The 19,427-nt window shown below is 66.4% G+C and carries 21 protein-coding genes; 17 read left to right on the top strand and 4 right to left on the bottom strand.

Translation table 11 applies throughout. The features are described from left to right. The first annotated feature begins 38 nt into the window (after nt 1-38). From Q0743_RS02730 to Q0743_RS02715, 4 genes are all read left to right on the top strand, one after another. Nucleotides 39-503, top strand: coding sequence for a MarR family winged helix-turn-helix transcriptional regulator (locus Q0743_RS02730; protein WP_298240060.1), 465 nt, complete (start codon nt 39-41; stop codon nt 501-503). Between the two features lie 12 nt (nt 504-515). After that, the gene (locus Q0743_RS02725; protein WP_298240059.1) at nt 516-1,286 is read left to right on the top strand and encodes an enoyl-CoA hydratase; all 771 of its coding nucleotides are present in this window, start codon (nt 516-518) and stop codon (nt 1,284-1,286) included. Between the two features lie 108 nt (nt 1,287-1,394). Next, entirely contained in the window at nt 1,395-3,476 is a 2,082-nt protein-coding gene (locus Q0743_RS02720) for a methyl-accepting chemotaxis protein (RefSeq protein WP_298240058.1), read from the top strand. 130 nt (nt 3,477-3,606) lie between these two features. Then, nucleotides 3,607-4,545, top strand: a complete 939-nt coding sequence (locus Q0743_RS02715) for a dihydrodipicolinate synthase family protein (protein ID WP_298240057.1) — start codon at nt 3,607-3,609, stop codon at nt 4,543-4,545. 350 nt (nt 4,546-4,895) lie between these two features. On the opposite strand, the gene Q0743_RS02710 is transcribed toward Q0743_RS02715, so the two are convergent. Genes Q0743_RS02710 through Q0743_RS02700 form a run of 3 tightly spaced genes read right to left on the bottom strand, consistent with a single transcriptional unit; the run spans nt 4,896 to nt 7,474 of the window. Beyond that, nucleotides 4,896-5,594 carry a DUF1045 domain-containing protein gene (locus Q0743_RS02710; RefSeq protein ID WP_298240056.1) on the bottom strand — a complete coding sequence of 233 codons (699 nt, stop codon included), beginning with the start codon at nt 5,592-5,594 and terminating at the stop codon, nt 4,896-4,898. A gap of 18 nt (nt 5,595-5,612) precedes the next feature. Next, entirely contained in the window at nt 5,613-6,806 is a 1,194-nt protein-coding gene (locus Q0743_RS02705; RefSeq protein ID WP_298240055.1) for an alpha-D-ribose 1-methylphosphonate 5-triphosphate diphosphatase, read from the bottom strand. Further along, nucleotides 6,803-7,474, bottom strand: a complete 672-nt coding sequence (locus Q0743_RS02700) for a chloramphenicol acetyltransferase (RefSeq protein ID WP_298240054.1) — start codon at nt 7,472-7,474, stop codon at nt 6,803-6,805. The genes Q0743_RS02705 and Q0743_RS02700 overlap by 4 nt, the downstream gene beginning before the upstream one ends. Nucleotides 7,475-7,647: 173 nt before the next feature. On the opposite strand from Q0743_RS02700, the gene phnC reads away from it, so the two are divergent. The 4 genes from phnC (at nt 7,648) to phnE (Q0743_RS02680) (ending at nt 11,246) form a co-directional block, all read left to right on the top strand. Continuing rightward, the gene (gene phnC, locus Q0743_RS02695) at nt 7,648-8,457 is read left to right on the top strand and encodes a phosphonate ABC transporter ATP-binding protein (protein ID WP_298240053.1); all 810 of its coding nucleotides are present in this window, start codon (nt 7,648-7,650) and stop codon (nt 8,455-8,457) included. Nucleotides 8,458-8,514: 57 nt separating this feature from the next. Then, nucleotides 8,515-9,444 (top strand): phosphonate ABC transporter substrate-binding protein, encoded by a 930-nt coding sequence (phnD, locus tag Q0743_RS02690; protein WP_298240052.1) that lies wholly within the window; start codon nt 8,515-8,517, stop codon nt 9,442-9,444. 75 nt (nt 9,445-9,519) lie between these two features. Then, nucleotides 9,520-10,404 (top strand): phosphonate ABC transporter, permease protein PhnE, encoded by an 885-nt coding sequence (phnE, locus tag Q0743_RS02685; RefSeq protein WP_298240051.1) that lies wholly within the window; start codon nt 9,520-9,522, stop codon nt 10,402-10,404. After that, nucleotides 10,401-11,246, top strand: a complete 846-nt coding sequence (gene phnE, locus Q0743_RS02680; protein WP_298240050.1) for a phosphonate ABC transporter, permease protein PhnE — start codon at nt 10,401-10,403, stop codon at nt 11,244-11,246. Before phnE (Q0743_RS02685) ends, phnE (Q0743_RS02680) begins: the two co-directional genes overlap by 4 nt. A gap of 120 nt (nt 11,247-11,366) precedes the next feature. Here the strand turns inward: phnE (Q0743_RS02680) and phnF are convergent, their stop codons facing one another. Beyond that, nucleotides 11,367-12,095 carry a phosphonate metabolism transcriptional regulator PhnF gene (gene phnF / locus Q0743_RS02675; protein ID WP_298240049.1) on the bottom strand — a complete coding sequence of 243 codons (729 nt, stop codon included), beginning with the start codon at nt 12,093-12,095 and terminating at the stop codon, nt 11,367-11,369. Between the two features lie 119 nt (nt 12,096-12,214). On the opposite strand from phnF, the gene phnG reads away from it, so the two are divergent. The 9 genes from phnG to Q0743_RS02630 are packed head-to-tail and all read left to right on the top strand — an operon-like array spanning nt 12,215 to nt 19,183. Then, on the top strand, nt 12,215-12,679 hold the full coding sequence (gene phnG, locus Q0743_RS02670) for a phosphonate C-P lyase system protein PhnG (RefSeq protein ID WP_298240048.1): 465 nt from the start codon (nt 12,215-12,217) through the stop codon (nt 12,677-12,679). 4 nt (nt 12,680-12,683) lie between these two features. After that, nucleotides 12,684-13,292 (top strand): phosphonate C-P lyase system protein PhnH, encoded by a 609-nt coding sequence (gene phnH, locus Q0743_RS02665; RefSeq protein WP_298240047.1) that lies wholly within the window; start codon nt 12,684-12,686, stop codon nt 13,290-13,292. Nucleotides 13,293-13,295: 3 nt separating this feature from the next. Continuing rightward, complete coding sequence (locus Q0743_RS02660) at nt 13,296-14,399, top strand: carbon-phosphorus lyase complex subunit PhnI (protein WP_298240046.1); 1,104 nt, start codon at nt 13,296-13,298, stop codon at nt 14,397-14,399. Next, on the top strand, nt 14,396-15,292 hold the full coding sequence (locus Q0743_RS02655) for an alpha-D-ribose 1-methylphosphonate 5-phosphate C-P-lyase PhnJ (RefSeq protein WP_298240045.1): 897 nt from the start codon (nt 14,396-14,398) through the stop codon (nt 15,290-15,292). The genes Q0743_RS02660 and Q0743_RS02655 overlap by 4 nt, the downstream gene beginning before the upstream one ends. Further along, nucleotides 15,285-16,082 (top strand): phosphonate C-P lyase system protein PhnK, encoded by a 798-nt coding sequence (gene phnK / locus Q0743_RS02650; RefSeq protein WP_298240044.1) that lies wholly within the window; start codon nt 15,285-15,287, stop codon nt 16,080-16,082. The genes Q0743_RS02655 and phnK overlap by 8 nt, the downstream gene beginning before the upstream one ends. Before the next feature lie 8 nt (nt 16,083-16,090). Next, a complete protein-coding gene (gene phnL, locus Q0743_RS02645) occupies nt 16,091-16,789 on the top strand; it encodes a phosphonate C-P lyase system protein PhnL (protein ID WP_298240043.1) in 699 nt (232 codons plus the stop codon). 12 nt (nt 16,790-16,801) lie between these two features. Further along, nucleotides 16,802-17,953, top strand: coding sequence for an alpha-D-ribose 1-methylphosphonate 5-triphosphate diphosphatase (locus tag Q0743_RS02640; protein WP_298240042.1), 1,152 nt, complete (start codon nt 16,802-16,804; stop codon nt 17,951-17,953). Beyond that, nucleotides 17,950-18,561 carry a phosphonate metabolism protein/1,5-bisphosphokinase (PRPP-forming) PhnN gene (gene phnN, locus Q0743_RS02635; protein WP_298240041.1) on the top strand — a complete coding sequence of 204 codons (612 nt, stop codon included), beginning with the start codon at nt 17,950-17,952 and terminating at the stop codon, nt 18,559-18,561. Before Q0743_RS02640 ends, phnN begins: the two co-directional genes overlap by 4 nt. Before the next feature lie 10 nt (nt 18,562-18,571). Then, nucleotides 18,572-19,183, top strand: a complete 612-nt coding sequence (locus tag Q0743_RS02630) for a pyridoxamine 5'-phosphate oxidase family protein (protein WP_298240040.1) — start codon at nt 18,572-18,574, stop codon at nt 19,181-19,183. Nucleotides 19,184-19,427: the final 244 nt, after the last annotated feature.

Genomic DNA, 19,427 nt, shown 5'->3' with positions numbered 1-19,427 from the left:
CGTTTGACAACGACGTTGCGCCCGGCTATCTATTTCGCATGCGAAATAAGGACGTCGACGCGCGGCATCATCGGTTGATCTATCTGCTCAGCGTCGCCCAGCGCCGCCTGCAGCGCTGGATGGCGGCGCGGCCGGAGAACGAGGTGACGCCGGCGCAGGCCGGGCTGCTGTTCATCCTCGGCAAGCAGGACGGCGTCCTGATGGGCGAGGCGGGCGCGGCGCTGGATATGGGGCCGGCCGGCATTTCCGGCCTGGTCGACCGCACCGAGGCCGCGAAGCTGATCGAGCGGCGGGCCGACCGCGAGGATGGACGCGCCTGGCGCGTCTGGCTGACGCCGAAGGGGCGGACTGCGCTGGCGCAGGCGAAGGCGGGCGCGGCCGAGGTCAACGCCGCGTTGACGGACGGATTCACGGCCGCCGAGATCGACATCGTCGCGCGCTGGCTGACCAGCATCCAGGACAAGTTTCCGAGATCTTCGGAAGCAAGACATTCAGACGACTAGAAGGAGAGAGCCATGACCGAGCATGTCCGGATCGAGAACAACAGCGGAATTCTCACCCTCACGCTGGCGCGTCCCGACAAGAAGAACGCGCTGACCGATGCGATGTACGGCAAGCTGGCCGACGCCATCGAATCCGCCGAGTTCGATCCGTCCGCCCGCGTGATCCTGATCCGCGGCGAGGGCGACATGTTCACCGCCGGCAACGATGTCGGCGAGTTCGCCGCGGTCGCAGCCGGCAAGTCCGAAGGCAGCCGTAACGTCATCCGCTTCATCCAGTCGCTGGCGCGCTGCACAAGGCCGCTGGTTGCGGCGGTGCAGGGCCGCGCCGTCGGCGTCGGCACCACCATGCTGCTGCATTGCGACCTCGTCGTGCTCGCCGACAACGCGCAATTGTCGACGCCCTTCGTCAGCCTCGCGCTGGTGCCGGAAGCGGCGTCCAGCCTGCTGATGCCGGCGCGGATCGGTCATGCCCGCGCCTATGAGATGTTCGCGCTGGGTGAGACCGTGCCGGCAGAGGCTGCGCTGCAATGGGGCCTTGCCAACCGCGTGGTGCCGCTCGACAAGCTCGATGCCGAAGCGGTTGCCCTGGCGCAGCGCCTCGCCCGCCAGCCGGCCGGCGCGCTGACCGCGACCAAGAAGCTGATGCGCAACGGCGAGGTGCTGGTCGCGCAGATGCAGGCCGAAGGCGCGCAGTTCGCCCAGCGCCTGCGCACCGCGGAGGCGCGCGAGGCGTTCACGGCCTTTGCCGAACGCCGACCGCCGGATTTCACCAAAGTGGCGTGAAACGGGCGGCCCGACCGGTCGGCGGTTGGCATTTGATTCAAAGTTTAACCGAACATTGGCATGTGACGGTACAAGGTGGCCGCTGGTGAAGAGCAGGTCCCCTGGCCCATGTCGATTGTTAAGAATTCGGTAAGCAAGCTCCTTCTGGCCCTGATGGCGCTCTTGGCCATCGGTGCGCTGACCAGCACCGCGATCCAGATGTTCGGGGCTTTCGGCCGCTACAGCGACAGTCTGGAGACGGCGCGGCTCGCTGCCGCCGACAAGGCGATCTTCCACGGCGTGCTGTCGCTGCGTAACAATCGCGGCGACGCCCAGAGCGCCATTCTCGGTGAGGATGACCCGCGGGCCAAGCTCGGTGCCGCCGAGAAGGCGGAGCAGGCGGGCTACGACTCCATCATCGCCGCACTTGCCACCGTCGAGTTCGCGCGTCGCGACGAACTTGCCGGCACGCTGAAGCAGCGCTGGGGCGAGGCCGCACCGCAGTTCCAGCTGTTCTATGACGAGGCGAAGCGTCCGCGCGCCGAGCGCAAGATCGAGCGGACCAGTTCCTGGTACGATGCCGTCACCAAGGTCATCGACACCGCGAACCTCGCCTCCACCGCGGTGTCGAACCGCGCCTGGATGAACGATCCCTACATCGCCCGCATGATCCAGGTCCGCCGTTTCGCCTGGCAGGTGCGCGACCGCTATGGCATCCATTGCTCGTCGCTGCGCTCGAACGTCAACACCAGCAAGCCGCTCGACGACGCCCAGAAGCGCTCCGTGGCGCAGTGGGACGGTACGATCACCTCCGGCTGGGCGGGCATGGCCGAGCTGCTGGCCGCGCCGGACGTGACGGCGGAGCTGGTGACGGCAGCCTCGGACGCCAAGGCCAAGACCAACGGCGTCCTCAAGCAGATCAACGATCTCACCAAGAATTTTGACGGCAGCGGCAAGCCTGCGATGCCCGCGGCGGAGTGGAACGCGCTGTGTCAGTCGCCGTTCGCGTCGATCGTCGCGGTCGCCAACAAGGCGCTCGACCAGTCGATCGCGCGCGCAGAAACCGTGCAGAAGACGGCCCTCACCAACCTCATCGTGCAGTCCGTCGCGTTCCTGCTTGCGCTCGCAGTGACCCTGGCCGGCGTGTTCGTGGTGCGCAACCGCCTCATGCGCCCGGTGCGCGCCATCCTCGACGCCATCGCCCGCATCTCTGCGCGCGACTATGCGACGCCGGTGCCGCAATCCCGGCATCCCGACGAGTTCGGTACCATGGCCGCCGCACTCGAAAGCCTGCGCGAGAGCGCGGCAACCGCCGAGCGTCTCGGCCGGGAGCGCGAATCGCAGCAGGCGCTGCAGCTCGCCCGCTCCGGCACCGTCGATGCGGCCTGCCGCAGCTTTGACGACACCGTGCAGGCGGTCATTCAGAGCGTTGCAGCCTCGACCCAGGAGCTCGATGCCACCGCGACCGGCGTGCGCTCGCTGGTCTCGGAATCGAGCAACCAGACCGCGGCGGTCTCCTCTTCCGCCGAGCAGGCCACCAACAATCTCGAGACGATCGCGGCGGCGACCGAAGAGCTCTCCGCATCCGTAGGCGAGATCTCCGCACAGGTGCAGGCCAGTGCCCGCGAGGCGCGCGAGGCCGTGTCGCAGGCTGCGCAGACCAACGCGACGGTCGAGATCCTCGACCAGACCGCGAGCCGCATCGGCGAAGTCGTGAAGATGATCAACGCCATTGCCGGCCAGACCAACCTTCTGGCCCTGAACGCCACCATCGAGGCCGCGCGCGCAGGCGAGGCCGGCCGCGGCTTCGCCGTGGTCGCTGGCGAGGTCAAGAGCCTGGCGTCCCAGACGGCGACGGCGACGGAAGAGATCTCGCGTCAGGTCGAGGAGATCCAGGGCGCGACGGGCCAGGCGGTCGCCGCCATCCGTTCGATCGGCGGCGCCATCAGCGGCATCGACGAGAAGATGACGGCGATTGCCGCCGCGGTCGAGCAGCAGCGCGCCGCCACGACCGAGATCTCGCGCAACTTCCAGCAGGCCGCGCAAGGCACCCGCGAGGTCACCGACACCATCGGCAGCGTCGCCAGGCTCAACCAGGAGACCGGCAACGCCGGCACGGTGCTGTCGGAGTCCGTCAAGAAGATGTCGGCCGACGCCGACCGTCTCCGCGTCGCGGTCGAGGGCTTCCTGGGCGCGGTGAAGACCGCGTAGTTTCGCCTCATTTGTCCATCCTGACGTCGCGCGTTCGGCATTGCCGGAGGTCCGCGCGGCGGCTACATCTGTGCCCCGCGCTCCGCGAGCGCGGCGACAGACGTAAGACACATCAGGGATGGAGAGTTCGATGCCGGTCACCCCAAACAAGGCCCCGCGCCCCTATCGCGGCGTGTTCCCGGTCGCGCCCACCATCTTCGACGAGCGCGGTGAGCTCGATCTCGAGGGCCAGCGCCGCTGCGTCGATTTCATGATCGATGCCGGCTCTAACGGCATCTGCATCCTCGCCAATTTCTCCGAGCAGTTCGTGCTCACCGACGCCGAGCGCGAGACCGTGATGCATGCGGTGCTGGAGCATGTCGCGGGCCGGGTTCCCGTGATCGTCACCACCACCCATTTCAGCTCGGCCGTCTGCGCCGCGCGCAGCAAGCAGGCGGAAGCCGCCGGCGCTGCCATGGTGATGGTGATGCCGCCCTATCACGGCGCGACCTTCCGCGTGCCGGAGAAGGGCATCGTCGAATTCTTCAAGGTGCTCTCCGGCGCGATCGACATCCCGATCATGATCCAGGATGCGCCGGTGGCGGGCACGCCGCTGTCGGTCGAGTTGCTGGCGCGGCTGGCCCGCGAGTTGTCGAACATCCGCTATTTCAAGATCGAGGTGCCCGGCGCGGCGTCGAAGCTGCGCAGCCTGATCGAAGCGGGCGGCAAGGACATCGAGGGTCCGTGGGACGGAGAGGAAGCCATCACGCTGCTCGCCGATCTCGACGCCGGCGCCACCGGCGCGATGACCGGCGGCGGCTATCCCGACGGCATCCGTCAGATCGTCGATCCCTATTTCGCGGGGAAGCGCGAAAAGGCCAAGGCCGCTTACGAGCGCTGGCTGCCGCTGATCAACTACGAGAACCGCCAATGCGGCCTGATCGCCTGCAAGGTGATGATGCAGGCCGGCGGTGTCATCAAGTCCGACGCCGTGCGTCATCCGCTGCAGCCACTGCATCCGGCAACGAGGGCGGGGCTATTGGAGCTGGCCAAGGAGCGCGACGCGCTGGCGCTGCGGTGGGGCAAGTAGGGCTCGCGAATCGTCGTCTGTCGCCGAATACTCCGCTGTCGTCCCGGACAAGCGCGCAACAAGCGCGCGCAGCTGCCGTAGGGTGGGCAAAGCGAAGCGTGCCCACGACTTGTTGTCATTGGAAAAAAGTCGTGGGCACGGCGCGTTGCGCCTTTGCCCACCCTACGGCAGTTGCGCACACTCTCTCCACGTCATTGCGAGGAGCCCTTGCGACGAAGCAATCCAGGCTGTTTCCGTGGAGACAGTCTGCATTGCTTCGCTGCGCTCGCAATGACGGAGACGAGAGAGGCACTCTCCGCAGTCGTCCCGCGTTCGCGAGGACGACACTGAATGTGACGCTCGAGCCCCGGCTAACGCGCCAGCATCCACTCGCCCACGATCCGAAACCGTGCCGTGGCGTCATCCTGCCGAAACAGCGTGATGCGGTCGATCTCCAGCGTCTCGATCCCGAGCGCCGCGAACCGCGTCCGCAGCATCGCCAGAATCGGCCCGCGTCGGTCCGCATCGAGCCGCCCGGTGAGCGTCATGTGGAAGCGGAATTCTTCCATCACATAAGGGTAGCCCCAGCGGTCGAGATAGTCGCGCTGCCGTTCGCTCAGCTTCTCTGGTTTGCGCCGCGCGCGGTCTTCCGGCGTCAGTGCAGGGCGAAAGCAATCGAATTCGCGGACGCAATCGGCGGCGAGCTGCTGCAGCGCCTCGACCGGCTCGGCCGGGATGACGGCGATGAAGCCGCTGATGGAATCCACGATCGGTCTGATCACGGGATGCGGCCGCGCCTTGCCGGCGAAGGTCGCGCAGCCGGCCACCAGCTCGGCTTCGGTCTTGCCTGAGACAAGCGCCATCGGCGCCTTCAGCGTGCCGTGAAAGCCGTATTTGCGGGGATCGCCGGTGAGGTCGCGCCAGTCCGGCGCGACCTGCAGTGCGCCTTGCGGAAACGAAATCTCGTCACCCGAATAGGCATCATAACCGAGCAGCTCGGCGCCGAAGCGGGAGAGGGGGCTGTTGGGCCCGGCAGCAAAATAGATCGCGTAGCGGGGAAAGCCTGTCATGGACTCAGCATAACCAATTCAGGCCGCGACGATAGCCTCACGCGGCGCCGCCATGGCCGCGAGCAGCCGCGTCGCATCGGTGAGATGCACGAGCTTGCCGCCCGAGATCACCGCGATCAGCCGTGGCCGCAACGGCACGCCGTCATCGACCAGCAGGATGTCGGCGCGGCGGCCCTGCGCCAGCACGCCGCGATCGGTAAGTCCGGTCGCGCGCGCAGGACCGGCCGAGACCAGGTCCCAGGCTTGCGTCAGCGGCAGTACGCCATCGGCGGCGAGGCGGAACGCGGCAAGGAGCTGCGCGGGGTAATAGTAATCCGACGCCAGCACCGAGCAGAGGCCCTTGGCGATCATGTCGGAGGCTCTGGTCCAGCCGGTGTGGCTGCCGCCGCGCACGACATTGGGCGCGCCGTAGACGATGGCATCGTCGTGGCTTGCTGCCGCCTGCGCCGTCTCCTCGTTGATCGGAAACTCCGCGATCAACGCGCCGAGCTCGCGAAACGCCCGGCGCATCGCCGGCGTCGCGTCGTCGTGCGAGAGCATCCGCACCCCTGCCGCGCGGGCCGTGGCGGCCAGCCGCGACACGGAGGCCGGCACCTCGTCGGCGCGCGAGGTCACGCGTTCGACCAGTCGGTCGAATTCCTCGGCCGAGAGCCCGGTGCGCTCCACCATGCGGTTGCGCTTGCGCGGCTTTGCCATGTCGGCGACCGTGCCGTCCATGTGGTCGTTGAAGGCGAACAGGTCGATGCGGCCCTCGTCGAGCCACTGGTTGATCTCGGCCTCGGCGTCGAGATTGTAGGTCTCGTGCCTCAGGTGGAAGCGGGTGTCGGCGGCGAATTGCGGACGCTGCCGCTCGATCGCCTCCATCAGGCCGCGCGCATTGTCGGCGCTGCGCAGGCCCGGCTCCCACGAGCAGGTCGTGGCGTGAAACACCGTGGTGATGCCGTTGCTGATGGCCTGGCGATCGCTGTCGGCGAGCGCAACGTCGATGGGGAAGTCGACACCGGCGCGCGGCATCATCTGCCGCTCGAAGGCGTCGCCGTGAAGATCGACGATACCAGGCAGCACCAGCAGGTTGCGTGCATCGATCGCCAGTTGCGTCCGGCCGCGAGAGGCGTCGACCTCCGTGATATCAGTTCCGGATAGGGCGAGGGAGGTTTCGACGAGCTCGGCGCCGATCAGGGCCCGGCCGCCTTCGAGGAAAATGTCTGTCACGCGACCGCGCTTCGTTTGCTGGCGGGAGAACTGGCAGGGAGAGTTGCTCGTGCTTCGTATGTCGCGAGGAAATCTTCAATCCCGAGCTTGCGGAAATCCGGCAGAGCCTCACGCAATTTGTCGTGATCCCAGTCCCACCAGGCAAGCCTGGCGAGTCGCCCGGCGATCTCCTCCGAGAACCGCCGCCGCACGATCCGTGCCGGGTTGCCGGCAACGATGGTGTAGGCGGGGACGTCCTTGGTGACGATGGCACCAGCCGCGATCACCGCGCCGGTGCCGATGTTGCGGCCCGGCAGCACCACCGCGCCATGGCCGATCCAGACGTCGTGGCCGATATGGACGTGATGCTGGCGCCGCCAGTCGAAGAACTCGGCATCGTCGCTCTCGCCTTCGAAATAGGCGCTGGAGCGATAGGTGAAATGCGCCTGGGTCGCCCGATGCATCGGATGGTTGCCGGGATTGATGCGCGTCATCGCCGCGATCGAGCAGAACTTTCCGATCGTGGTGTAGGTGATCTGCGAATCGTTCACGACATAGGAGTAATCGCCCATCGACACCTCATGAAGGATCGTGCGGGCGCCGACCTCGGTGTAGGCGCCGAGCCTGGTCTCGTGCAGCTTGGCCGAGGGATCGATGGTCGGCTGGACCGAAAGCATTTTGGCGGACATGTCAAATCCGAAGTGTGGGGGCGGGCGTTCCTCTTCGAGCGGCTTGATGACGATGTCATGACATGGCGATGACAGGGGATGAAGTGTGTAGGATCGCCGCACCGCAACGCGCCTGTCACACAAGTGTTAACCGCCAGCGTTAGCGGTGGGCTCCAGTTAATCTGGAGCCCTGCATGCTGGTGGTGGAAGGTCTGACGTGTCGCTTCGGCGCGAAAGCCGCGGTGGACGACGCCTCGTTTCAAATCTCCCCCGGCGGCTTCGTCGGCGTCATCGGACGATCCGGCGCCGGCAAATCGACGCTGCTGCGGAGCATCAACCGCCTGGTGACGCCGACTGAGGGGCGGATCCTGTTCGACGGCGTCGACGTCACCGCGTTGCGCGGCAAGCAGCTGCGGCAGTGGCGGGCGCGTTCGGCGATGATCTTCCAGCAGTTCAACCTGGTCGGTCGGCTCGATGTCCTCACCAACGTCCTGATGGGGCGTCTCGCAACCATGCCGGCCTGGCGTTCGCTGTCGCAAGTGTGGCCGGAGCAGGACAAGGCGCTGGCGATGTCGGCGCTCGAGCAGTTCGACATCGCTGCGCTCGCGGCCCAGCGCGCCGATCAGCTCTCCGGCGGCCAGCAGCAGCGCGTCGCGATCGCCCGCGCGCTGGTGCAGCAGCCCGACATCATCCTCGCCGACGAGCCGATCGCCTCGCTCGATCCGCGCAACACCAAGATCGTGATGGATGCGCTTTTGCGCATCAACAAGCACTTCGGCATCACCGTGCTCTGCAATCTCCACTCGCTCGATCTCGCCCGCTCCTATTGTGATCGCCTGATCGGCATGGCCGCGGGCCGCGTGGTGTTCGACGGCGCGCCGGCCGCGCTGACCGATCACGTCGCGCGCGAGCTCTACGATCTCGAAGCCGCCGACGTCATGGGTGGCGTGCCGGTTCCTGCGCCCGAGGGCGTTCCGGCGCTCGGAACGGCCGCGGCGGCCTGAGCCGCGGCGCGTATTTGATTTGCGTACGAACCGACCTCAACCAAGAAGGGGCTATCCATGATCACTCGTAGACTGATTCTTGCCGGCGCAGCCGCGCTGACCCTTGCCGGAACGGCTTCCGCCGAAGACTGGAAAGCGAAATATCCGGAAATCACCTTCGCGGTGATTCCGGCAGAGAATGGCAGCGGCGTCACCGAGCGCTACGGGCCGTTCGTCAACTATCTGTCGAAGGAGCTCGGCGTGAAGGTCACGTTGCGGGTCGCCAACGACTACGCCGCGGTCATCGAGGGCCAGCGCGCCGGCAACATTCACATCGGCTATTATGGCCCGGCTTCGTTTTCGCGCGCGCGTCTCACCGGCGTGAAGACCGACGCCTTCGTGATCGACGTCAACTCCGACGGCTCGAAGGGCTATTATTCGGTGTTCTACGTGCTGGCGAAGTCGCCGTACCAGAAGGTCGAGGACCTCAAGGGCAAGAATCTCGGCCTGGTCGATCCGAACTCGACCTCGGGCAACAACATGCCCCGCTTCAAGCTGAATCAGATGGGTGTCGATCCCGACGCTTACTTCTCCAAGGTGGTGTTCACCGGCAGCCACGAGAACGCCGTGCTGGCTCTCGCCCAGGGCACGGTCGACGTCGCCGCCAATTGGTGGAATGCCGACGACGATTCCAACCTCACCCGCATGCTCAACAAGGGCATGGTGAAGTCGGCAGACGGCACCGTGATGAAGAAGGAGGACTTCCGCATCATCGTGAAGTCCGACCTCATCATCAACTCGCCCTATGCCTATCTCAGCAATCTGCCCGACGACATGAAGGCCGCGATCAAGAAGGCCTTCCTCGACGCGGCGCAGAAAGACCCCGAGGCGTTCAACAAGCTCTCCGACGGCAAGAACAAGCCGTGGGAGCCGATCACGAACGAAGACTACAACAAGACCATCGAGCTGATTAAGTTCGTCGACAATCTGCGTAAGAAGGCGTCCTGAGCTCGTCGGGACGATGCACTGGAGCCGGGTCCTGGACCCGGCTCTTCTTCTTGATGGACCTGCGCCCTCGAACACATGACGATAGCGGTTTCGATCCTCCCTGAGCAGCAGCTTGCCGTCTTGAACGGCGCTTACCGCAAGGCGGTTGCGCGCAAGCGGCTGCGGCTGCTGGCCGGCTTTGCCTTGTTCGTCGCCGCGCTGATCGTGGCGTCGATCGGTGCCGAGGTTAATCTGCGCACGCTGTTCACTTATTTCGGCAATTTCGTCAGCTATTTCGACCGCATCCTCACGCTCGACAGCGGCCAGCGCGTCTGGACCGATGTCGGCGAATGGCTCTGGGGCTGGCGCAAATGGCTGAAGATGCTGGGCGAGACCCTGCTCATCTCCTATGTCGGCACGCTGATCGGCGCCACGCTCGCATTCTGCCTGAACTTCTTTGCGGCCGAGAACACCTCGCCCGCGCCCTGGCTGCGCTTCACGGTGCGGCGCCTGCTCGAATTCGCGCGCACCGTCCCCGGCATCGTGTTCGCCCTGATCTTCGTGATCGCCTTCGGGCTCGGGCCGATGGCCGGCGTGCTCGCGATCGCCATTCATTCCACCGGCGCGCTCGGAAAGCTGTTCTCGGAGATCGTCGAGAATGCCGACATGAAGCCGGTCGAGGGCATCCGTTCGACCGGCGCGAGCTGGCTGTCCTGCATGCGCTTCGCCGTGGTGCCGCAGGTGACCGCGGGCTACGCCAGCTACGCGCTGCTGCGCTTCGAGATCAATGTCCGCGAAGCCTCCGTCATGGGCTTCGTCGGCGCGGGGGGCATCGGCCAGGAGCTGGTCGTCGCCATCCGCAAATTCTACTATTCGGACGTCAGCGCCATCCTGCTCACCATCATCGTCACGGTCTTCATCATCGACATCACCACCGGTTGGCTGCGCGGCCGCCTGTTCGGCAAGGAGGCGCGGACGTGACGCCGCAGGAGGTCGACACGCGAGCACTTCGCGCGCGCTACCCCGACGTGTTCGACCGGCCGGCCTCGGCGCGGCTCGCCATGCCTGCGATGATCGTCGCGGCCTTTGCGGTCCTCGTTTACGGCCTCGTCGATCTCGATTTCTCGCCGTCGCGGTTCCTCGCAGGCCTCAGCCAACTCGGCTGGATCAGCCTGATGATGATCCCGCCGGATCCGGGCACATCGCTGCCGGTCTATCTGAAGGCGCTCGGCGAGACGTTGTCGATCGCGCTGCTCGGGACGACGCTCGCCGCTGTCTTCGCGCTGCCGGTCAGCCTGCTGGCCGCGCGCAACATCGTGCCGTCGAATATCCTGCGCTTCCCGGTGCGCCGCTTCCTCGATTCGATCCGCGGCGTCGATACGTTGATCTGGGCGCTGGTGTGGATCAACGTGGTCGGGCTCGGCCCGTTCGCCGGCGTGCTCGCCATCGCGGTGTCGGATTTCGGCGCGTTCGGAAAGCTGTTCTCCGAGGCGATCGAGGGCGCCGACCAGAAGCAGGTCGAAGGCATCCGCGCCTCCGGCGGCAGCAAGCTGCACGAAATCCGGTTTGGTCTCCTGCCGCAGGTGCTGCCCGTAATCGCCGGCCAGGTGCTCTACTTCATCGAGTCCAACACCCGCTCGGCCACCATCATCGGCATCGTCGGCGCCGGCGGCATCGGCCTCCAGCTCGCCGAGCAGATCCGCGTGCTGGAATGGCAGAAAGTATCGTTCCTGATCCTGATGATCCTGGTCGCAGTCGCCGCGATCGACTTCATCTCGGGCAAGCTGCGCTTTGCGATCATCGGCAGGCGGGCGATAGCCTGATCGACGGTGCCGTAGGGTGGGCAAAGGCGCGTCAGCGCCGTGCCCACGAACTCTCTCCGTCATGACCAAAGCCGTGGGCACGCTCCGCTTTGCCCACCCTACGGCACCGAATCTGCGGAGCTACGACTCCACCAGAAACTCCACCCGCTCCGCCGCAAACCGCGAATGCTTGGTCATCAGCGGCTTGCCGTCGAGATCGTGGTCGGTGGCATCCACCACCAGGATCGGGCGCCCCAGCGCGAGATCGAGCCGGGCCGCGTCGGTGGCATCGACGATGCCGGCGGTGATCCGGGTTGCGCCGCGGCGGTAGTCGCGCACGCCATGATGCGCGAGCAGCTTCGTCATCGAGCGCGTCGCCGCGAACACGGCGCCGGCGTTCGGAAACAGCTCGGCCGACAGCCAAGTGGTCGAGACGCAGATCGGCGTGCGGTCGGCGAGGCGAATCGCCTCGATCCGCACCAATGGCGCGCCGGCCTTCAAGCCGAGCTCGCGCGCCAGCTCCCGGGTCGCGACGTCGTCCGAGGCTTCGATCAACTGCCCGCGCGGCTCGCGGCCGCCGGCGCCGACGATCTCGGAGAAGCGCGTGCGCGAGCGCAGGGGATAGGCGAGCTTCTGGGCCTCGACATAGGTCCCGCTGCCGCGCTCGGCCCGCACCAGGCCGCGCTCGGCAAGGGCGGCCAGCGCGCGCCGCACGGTGTGGCGGTTCACCCGATAGGTTTCGGCGATCTCCATCTCGCCTGGCAATTTGTCGCCGGCCGCAAAGCGGCCGTCGGCGATGCCGCGCTCGATGCCGTCGGCAACGAGGCGCCACAGCGCGACGCCCGACGAGGCAGTGTCTTGCATGCTCATATCGCCGGTCAGCCTAGCCCAGAAATCACGCCTTTGTCACGAAACAGTCATGGCGCGCCCGTATGAAGTTGTCTATTATCATAGACAACTTCGATGCGGCAAGTTCTGTCAGAGGTTCGGTGGATCGGGTGACCCAGCACAACAACCAGCAAGCCCAGCGCAAGGCCGCCATGGCCGTGCTGGCGCACGCGGAGGCGGGCGAGATCGCCGCCCGCCTCCGCGACTTCACCCTTCCGGACCATCAGGATCTGCGCGCGCCGGAAAGCGGCCTCGTCATGCTGCGCGGCCGGGTCGGCGGCGACGGCGCGCCGTTCAACCTCGGCGAAGCCACGGTGTCGCGCGCGGCGGTGCGGCTCGCCAGCGGCGAGGTCGGCTTCGGCTACACGCTCGGGCGCGACGGCGAGAAGGCGCGGCTGATTGCGCTGTGCGATGCGCTGGTGCAGTCCCGGGATTTCGGCGGCGCGGTGGAGCGGGACGTAATCGCGCCGTTGCGTGAGCAGCTTATGGTTCGCCGCGAGCAGGCGGCGGCAGAGACCGCCGCCACGAAGGTTGATTTCTACACCATGGTGCGCGGTGAGGGGTGAGATCATGACCACGATTGCGGAACTGCCGCCCGGTTTCGCCGACAAGGTGCTGTCGGCGCAGTCGACCTTTCGCTCGGTGATGGATGCGATGGCGCGGCCCGGCTCGGTCCAGCGCATCGTGCCCGGCGCGGGGGCGCCCGAGCCGATGATGCGCGGCACCGCCGCGATCGCGCTGACGCTGTTCGATCACGACACGCCGCTGTGGCTCGATGCGCGGATGGCGGAGAGCACTGACGTGGTGAAATGGCTCAAATTCCACACAGGCGCGCCGGTGGTGCAGGATTCCTCCATCGCGAGCTTTGCCCTGATCGGCGACGGCGCCGTGCTGCCGGCGCTGGAGCGCTTCGCGCTCGGCACCAGCGAATATCCGGACCGTTCGACCACGTTGATCCTCCAGGTCGAGAGCCTCGACTCGGGTCGCTTCTTCGAGCTGCGCGGCCCGGGCATCGACGGCGCCGCGATGCTCCAGGCGTCGATCAAGCCGTTCGATCTGTTCGAGCGCCTGCATCTCAACGAGGCGCTGTTTCCGCGCGGCATCGATGTGGTGCTGGTCGCCGATGACGCCGTGGTCGCGATCCCCCGCACCACGCGAATCGTGAGCAAGGGAAGCTGAAGCATGTATGTCGCAGTCAAAGGCGGCGAACGCGCCATCGAGAACGCCCATCGCCTGCTCGCCCACAAGCGGCGCGGCGATCAAAGCGTTCCGGAGCTCACGCTCGACCAGATCTCGGAGCAGCTCGGTCTTTCCGTCGATCGCGTCATGAGCGAGGGATCGCTCTATGATCGCGAGCTCGCGGCGCTCGCGATCAAGCAGGCGCGCGGCGATTTGATCGAGGCGATCTTCCTGGTGCGCGCTTTCCGTGCCACGCTGCCGCGCTTCGGCGCCAGCGAGCCGGTCGATACCGGCGCGATGCGGGTGCAGCGGCGGGTGTCCTCGACCTTCAAGGACATTCCGGGCGGCCAGATCCTCGGGCCGACCTTCGACTACACCCACCGCCTGCTCGACCCCGCGCTCGCGCAAGGCTTTGTGCCGGACGCGCCGGCAACGGCGGAAGCCTCCACCGCGCCGACGCCGCGCGTGACGGACATTCTCGGCCGCGACGGGCTGATCGAGTCCTCGCCGCAGGCCGAAGAGGGCGCCAGTGTCGGCGATCTCACCCGCGAGCCGCTGAATTTTCCCGCCGATCGCGATCTGCGCCTGCAAAACCTCGCGCGCGGCGACGAAGGTTTTCTGCTGGCGATGGGCTATTCCACCCAGCGCGGCTATGGCCGCAACCATCCCTTTGCCGGCGAGATCCGTTTCGGCGAGGTCGAGGTCGAATTCGTCGCCGAAGATACCGGCTTCGCCGTGCCGCTCGGCGCCATCGCGCTCACCGAGTGCCAGATGGTCAATCAGTTCAAGGGTTCTGCGACCGAAGGGCCGTGCTTCACCCGTGGCTATGGCCTTGCCTTCGGCCAGAGCGAGCGCAAGACCATGTCGATGGCGCTGGTCGATCGCGCGCTGCGCGCCCGCGAGCTCGGCGAGGAGGCACTCGCGCCCGCGCAAGACGAGGAGTTCGTGATGTCGCATTCGGACAACGTCCAGGCGACCGGCTTCGTCGAGCATCTCAAGCTGCCGCATTATGTCGACTTCCAGTCCGAGCTCGGCCTGCTGCGCAAGCTGCGAAAGGAGTTCACTGACGCCCAAGCGCCCGACGCCATGAAGGAGGCCGCGGAATGAACGCGCCCGCCTACAACTTTGCCTATCTCGACGAGCAGACCAAGCGAATGATCCGCCGCGCGATCCTCAAAGCAATCGCGATCCCCGGCTATCAGGTGCCGTTCGCCAGCCGCGAAATGCCGATGCCCTATGGCTGGGGCACCGGCGGCGTGCAGGTCACTGCCGCGATCCTCGGTCCCCAGGATGTGCTGAAGGTGATCGACCAGGGCTCTGACGACACCACCAACGCGATCTCGATCCGGAAATTCTTCGCCAAGACCGCGGGCGTGGCCACCACGACGGCGACGGAGGAGGCGACGGTGATCCAGACCCGTCACCGTATCCCGGAGGCGACGCTGAACGAGAACCAGGTGCTGGTCTATCAGGTGCCGATCCCCGAACCCCTGCGCTTCCTCGAGCCGCGCGAGACCGAGACGCGGCGCATGCATGCGCTCGCCGAATACGGCCTGATGCATGTGAAGCTCTATGAGGACATCGCCCGCTTCGGCCACATCGCCACCGCCTACGCCTACCCCGTGAAGGTGAACGCGCGCTATGTGATGGACCCGTCACCGACGCCGAAATTCGACAATCCCAAGATGGACAATTGCCCCGCGCTGCAATTGTTCGGCGCCGGCCGCGAGAAGCGCATTTACGCGATCCCGCCCTATACGCAGGTGGTCTCGCTCGATTTCGAGGATCACCCGTTCGAGCCCTACCGCTTCAACGCGCCCTGCGCGCTGTGCGCGGCGGAAAATTCCTATCTCGACGAGATCGTCACCGACGACAAGGGCGGGCGCATGTTCGTGTGTTCCGACACCGATTATTGCGAGGGACGTCAGGCCGCCGGTCACCACGGCAGCCTCAGCGCTGCGCCCTACAAGGAGAAGGCGCAGGAGGCGTCGAATGGCTGACCAAGACCTGCTCGACAACGACGAACCGCTGCTGGTCGCAAAGTCCCTCAGCAAGTCGTTCGGCCGCATTGCCGCCTGCCGCGACGTCTCGTTCTCGCTCTATCCCGGTGAAGTGCTGGCGATCGTCGGCGAATCCGGCTCGGGCAAATCGACGCTGCTGCAATTGCTGTCGGGCCAGCTCGCAGCCAGCGCCGGCCACGTCTCTTACCGTATGCGTGACGGTGTTGCTCGCGATCTCGCCACGCTGGGCGAAGCCGAGCGTCGCTTCCTGTTCCGCACCGACTGGGGCTTCGTGCACCAGGATCCCGCCCAAGGGCTGCGCATGGCGGTGTCGGCCGGTGCCAATGTCGGCGAGCGCCTGATGGCGGTGGGGTGGAATCACTACGGCCGCATCCGCGATACCGCCTCCGACTGGCTCACCCGCGTCGAGATCGACACCGCGCGCATCGACGATGCGCCGCGGACCTATTCCGGCGGCATGCGTCAGCGGCTCCAGATCGCGCGCAATCTCGTCACCGAGCCGCGGCTGGTGTTCATGGACGAGCCGACCGGCGGCCTCGACGTCTCCGTGCAGGCCCGCCTGCTCGATCTGCTGCGCAGCCTTGTCGCCGAGCTTCACCTCGCCGTCATCATCGTCACCCACGATCTCGCGGTCGCGCGGCTCCTCTCGCACCGTGTGATGGTGATGAAGGGCGGCCGCGTCATCGAGACCGGCCTCACCGACCAGGTGCTCGACGACCCTCGCGAGCCCTATACGCAACTTCTCGTCTCCTCGATTCTACCGCCATGAGTGTTCCTATGACCGCCATGATCGATGTCACCGACGCCAAGAAGACCTTCACGATGCACCTGCAAGGCGGCATCGAATTGCCTGTCGTCAGCGGCGTGACCTTCCACGTCGATCCGGGCGAATGCGTCGTGCTGTCGGGCCCATCGGGCGCCGGCAAGTCCTCGATCCTCAAGATGATCTTCGGCAATTACCGCTGCGATAGCGGCCGCATCGGCATCCGCCACCGCGGCGCGGTGATCGATCTCGCCAGTGCCGAGCCGCGCCAGGTGCTCAACGTCCGCCGCTCCACCATCGGCTATGTCAGCCAGTTCCTGCGGGCGGTGCCGCGCGTTGCCACCATCGACGTCGTCGCCGAGCCGCTGATCGTGAACGGCATCGGTCGCCCTGACGCACAGGCGCGCGCCGGCGAGCTGCTGCACCGTCTCAACATCCCCGAGCGGCTCTGGCAGCTGCCGCCCGCGACCTTCTCCGGCGGCGAGCAGCAGCGCGTCAACATCGCGCGCGGCTTCATCTCGGATCTGCCGATCCTGCTGCTGGACGAGCCGACCGCCTCGCTCGATGCCGCCAACCGCAGCGTGGTGGTCGAGCTGGTCGCGGAGAAAAAACGCCAGGGCGTTGCCATGGTCGCCATTGTCCATGACGACGAAATCCGTCATCTGATTGCCGACCGTATCGTCGACGTCACCAGCTTTGCCGCCGCGGCCTGAAGGAAGAAGGAAATGAACGCCAAGGACACTGTGATCGCCAATGCCAGGATCGTGCTGGCCGATCGGGTGATCGAGCAGGGCTGGCTCGCAATGACCGACGGTCGCATCGCCGAGATCGGTGAGGGCAGGGCGCCAGCGGGTGCGGAGGATGCCGGCGGCGATCTGATCATGCCGGGCCTGATCGAGCTGCACACCGATCATCTCGAAGCGCATTACGTCCCGCGGCCAAAAGTGTTCTGGAATCCGGTCGCCGCCGTCATCTCCTATGACGGCCAGCTCGCGACCTCGGGCATCACCACCGTATTCGACTCGCTCCGGGTCTGGCGTGAGGACGGCGCCGAGGAGGTCGACGGCCGCGCCGGCGTGCTTGCCGCCGCCATCACCACCGCACGCGAGGCCAGCCTGCTGCGCGCCGACCACTTCCTGCATCTGCGCTGCGAGATCCCGATGCCGAGCGTGGTCGAGGAAGCCAAGGAATTGATCGACCGCCCCGACGTCAAGCTGATGTCGCTGATGGACCACACGCCCGGCCAGCGCCAGTTCCGTGACGAGGTCAAGCTGCGCGACTATTACCGCGGCAAGGGCGGCGGCAAGACCGATGCCGAGCTCGACGAGCTCTTTGCCAAGCGCTTCGAATATCAGAGGCTCTATGCCGCGGCCAATATGCGCGAGATCGTCTCGCTTGCGCATGCATACAATATCCCGCTGGCGAGCCATGACGACACCACCGAGGAGAACGTCGCCGATGCCGTGCGCGACCGCGTCTCTGTGGCGGAATTCCCGACCACGCTGGAAGCCGCCCGCGGCCTGCACCAGGCCGGCATCGACATCCTGATGGGCGCGCCCAACGTCGTCCGCGGCGGCTCGCACTCCGGCAACATCGCCGCGGTCGATCTCGCCCGCGAAGGCCTGCTCGACATCCTGTCGTCGGATTACATCCCGTCGAGCCTCCTGATGGGCGCGCTGCAATTGCCCGAGCATGTCCCCGCCATCAGCCTCCCGGCGGCGATCCGCACCGTGACGAAGGCGCCCGCCGAGGCGGTCGGCCTTACCGATCGCGGCGAGATCGCGACCGGCAAGCGCGCCGACCTGATCCGCGTGCATGTGGCCGGCCACGTGCCCGTCGTCCGCAGCGTCTGGCGCGAAGGACACCGCGTCGCATGAATGAGATCCCGGCCAGGGTGCAGGACGATGCGGGCGCGATCGGCCCCGGCCGGCTCGTGCTCGTGGTCGGACCGAGTGGTGCAGGCAAGGACACGCTGCTGCGGCTCGCGCAAGCGGCCTGCGCCGATGATCGCGGCATCGTCTTCCCGCGCCGCGTCGTGACGCGCGAATCCTCCGCCGACGAAGACAATATCGCGCTCGGTTCCGACGAATTCCGCCGTGCCCGCGACCACGGCGATTTCGCCGTGCATTGGGAGGCGCACGGGCATTCCTATGCGCTGCCGAGCGACATCAATGACGAGATCCGTGCGGGCCGTACGGTCGTCGCCAATGTCTCGCGTACGGTGATCGGCACGCTGCGTCAGGCCTATGCCAACGTCGTGGTGGTCGCGATCACGGCGCCGCCCGAGGTGCTGGCCGCGCGGCTTGCCGCGCGCGCGCGGCACAGCGACGGCAATCTCGCAGATCGGCTGTCGCGCAGCGTCAGCGACGCCTCGGCCGAGGCCGATGTCACCATCCTCAATGCTGGGAGTGCGGAGTATCACGGCCGCCACCTCCTGCGCGTCATCAAGGGCGAAGGCTGGCACGAGGATCGGCCAGCACAATAAGGAGAACGGAATGTCGGTGATCACTACGGTCGAGCAGCTTGAAGCCATCTACGGCGCCGTTGGTGACGCCTCGACCGTGAAAGTCGCCGACCACGTCACGCCGCTCTATCGCATCTTCATCGAGAAGGCGCCGTTTGCAGCGCTCGCCACCATCGGGCCCGAGGGCATCGATTGCTCGCCGCGCGGTGACCTGCCCGGCTTCGTCCGCGTCCATGATCCCAGGACGCTGATGCTGCCGGACCGCCGCGGCAACAACCGCGTCGATTCGCTTCGCAACATCGTGCGCGATCCCAGGGTGTCGCTGATGTTCCTGATTCCCGGCTCCGGTAACGCGGTCCGCGCCAACGGCCGCGCCCATCTCTCCATCGATCCCGAGCTGCTGGCCTCGTTCAAGGTCGAAGGCAAGGCGCCGCGCAGCGTCATGGTGATGAAGGTGGAGGAGATCTACTTCCAATGCGCCCGCGCCATCGTGCGCTCCGACCTCTGGAATCCCGACAAACGCATCGACCCGAAGACACTGCCGACGCCCGGCCAGATCCTCGCCGAGATGAGCGACAACAAGGTCGGCGGTGCCGAGTACGACCGTATCTGGCCGGAGCGAGCTGCAGCCACGATGTGGTGATCGTCCGCGCTCTCTCGTCTCCCTCGCCCCTCTCTTGCGGGGAGAGGGCGGGGTGAGGGGCTCTCTCCACGCGTGCAATCGTGGTGGGACCTGTACCCCTCGCCCGGATCGCACCGGACGATGCTTCGCATCGCCGAGGCGATCCGACCTCTGCCCGCAAGCGGCAGGGCAATCGCATATGATGTGCAGGATGGGGCGGCATCGGCAGTCGGCTCCCTCTCCCGCTTGCGGGGGAGGGCTGGGG

Origin of the sequence: uncultured Bradyrhizobium sp. (assembly GCF_936943645.1) — a bacterium.
Classification (GTDB): Bacteria; Pseudomonadota; Alphaproteobacteria; order Rhizobiales; family Xanthobacteraceae; genus Bradyrhizobium.
This window is presented reverse-complemented; position numbering and strand designations above follow the sequence as displayed.

Bases quoted from the DNA above. Each gene is read 5' to 3' on its own strand.
- Q0743_RS02730 (WP_298240060.1), top strand. From the start codon at position 39: ATGCGAAATAAGGACGTCGACGCGCGGCATCATCGGTTGATCTATCTG.
- Q0743_RS02725 (WP_298240059.1), top strand. From the start codon at position 516: ATGACCGAGCATGTCCGGATCGAGAACAACAGCGGAATTCTCACCCTC.
- Q0743_RS02720 (WP_298240058.1), top strand. From the start codon at position 1,395: ATGTCGATTGTTAAGAATTCGGTAAGCAAGCTCCTTCTGGCCCTGATG.
- Q0743_RS02715 (WP_298240057.1), top strand. From the start codon at position 3,607: ATGCCGGTCACCCCAAACAAGGCCCCGCGCCCCTATCGCGGCGTGTTC.
- Q0743_RS02710 (WP_298240056.1), bottom strand. From the start codon at position 5,594: ATGACAGGCTTTCCCCGCTACGCGATCTATTTTGCTGCCGGGCCCAAC.
- Q0743_RS02700 (WP_298240054.1), bottom strand. From the start codon at position 7,474: ATGTCCGCCAAAATGCTTTCGGTCCAGCCGACCATCGATCCCTCGGCC.
- phnC (WP_298240053.1), top strand. From the start codon at position 7,648: ATGCTGGTGGTGGAAGGTCTGACGTGTCGCTTCGGCGCGAAAGCCGCG.
- phnD (WP_298240052.1), top strand. From the start codon at position 8,515: ATGATCACTCGTAGACTGATTCTTGCCGGCGCAGCCGCGCTGACCCTT.
- phnE (WP_298240051.1), top strand. From the start codon at position 9,520: ATGACGATAGCGGTTTCGATCCTCCCTGAGCAGCAGCTTGCCGTCTTG.
- phnF (WP_298240049.1), bottom strand. From the start codon at position 12,095: ATGAGCATGCAAGACACTGCCTCGTCGGGCGTCGCGCTGTGGCGCCTC.
- phnH (WP_298240047.1), top strand. From the start codon at position 12,684: ATGACCACGATTGCGGAACTGCCGCCCGGTTTCGCCGACAAGGTGCTG.
- Q0743_RS02660 (WP_298240046.1), top strand. From the start codon at position 13,296: ATGTATGTCGCAGTCAAAGGCGGCGAACGCGCCATCGAGAACGCCCAT.
- Q0743_RS02655 (WP_298240045.1), top strand. From the start codon at position 14,396: ATGAACGCGCCCGCCTACAACTTTGCCTATCTCGACGAGCAGACCAAG.
- phnK (WP_298240044.1), top strand. From the start codon at position 15,285: ATGGCTGACCAAGACCTGCTCGACAACGACGAACCGCTGCTGGTCGCA.
- phnL (WP_298240043.1), top strand. From the start codon at position 16,091: ATGACCGCCATGATCGATGTCACCGACGCCAAGAAGACCTTCACGATG.
- Q0743_RS02640 (WP_298240042.1), top strand. From the start codon at position 16,802: ATGAACGCCAAGGACACTGTGATCGCCAATGCCAGGATCGTGCTGGCC.
- phnN (WP_298240041.1), top strand. From the start codon at position 17,950: ATGAATGAGATCCCGGCCAGGGTGCAGGACGATGCGGGCGCGATCGGC.
- Q0743_RS02630 (WP_298240040.1), top strand. From the start codon at position 18,572: ATGTCGGTGATCACTACGGTCGAGCAGCTTGAAGCCATCTACGGCGCC.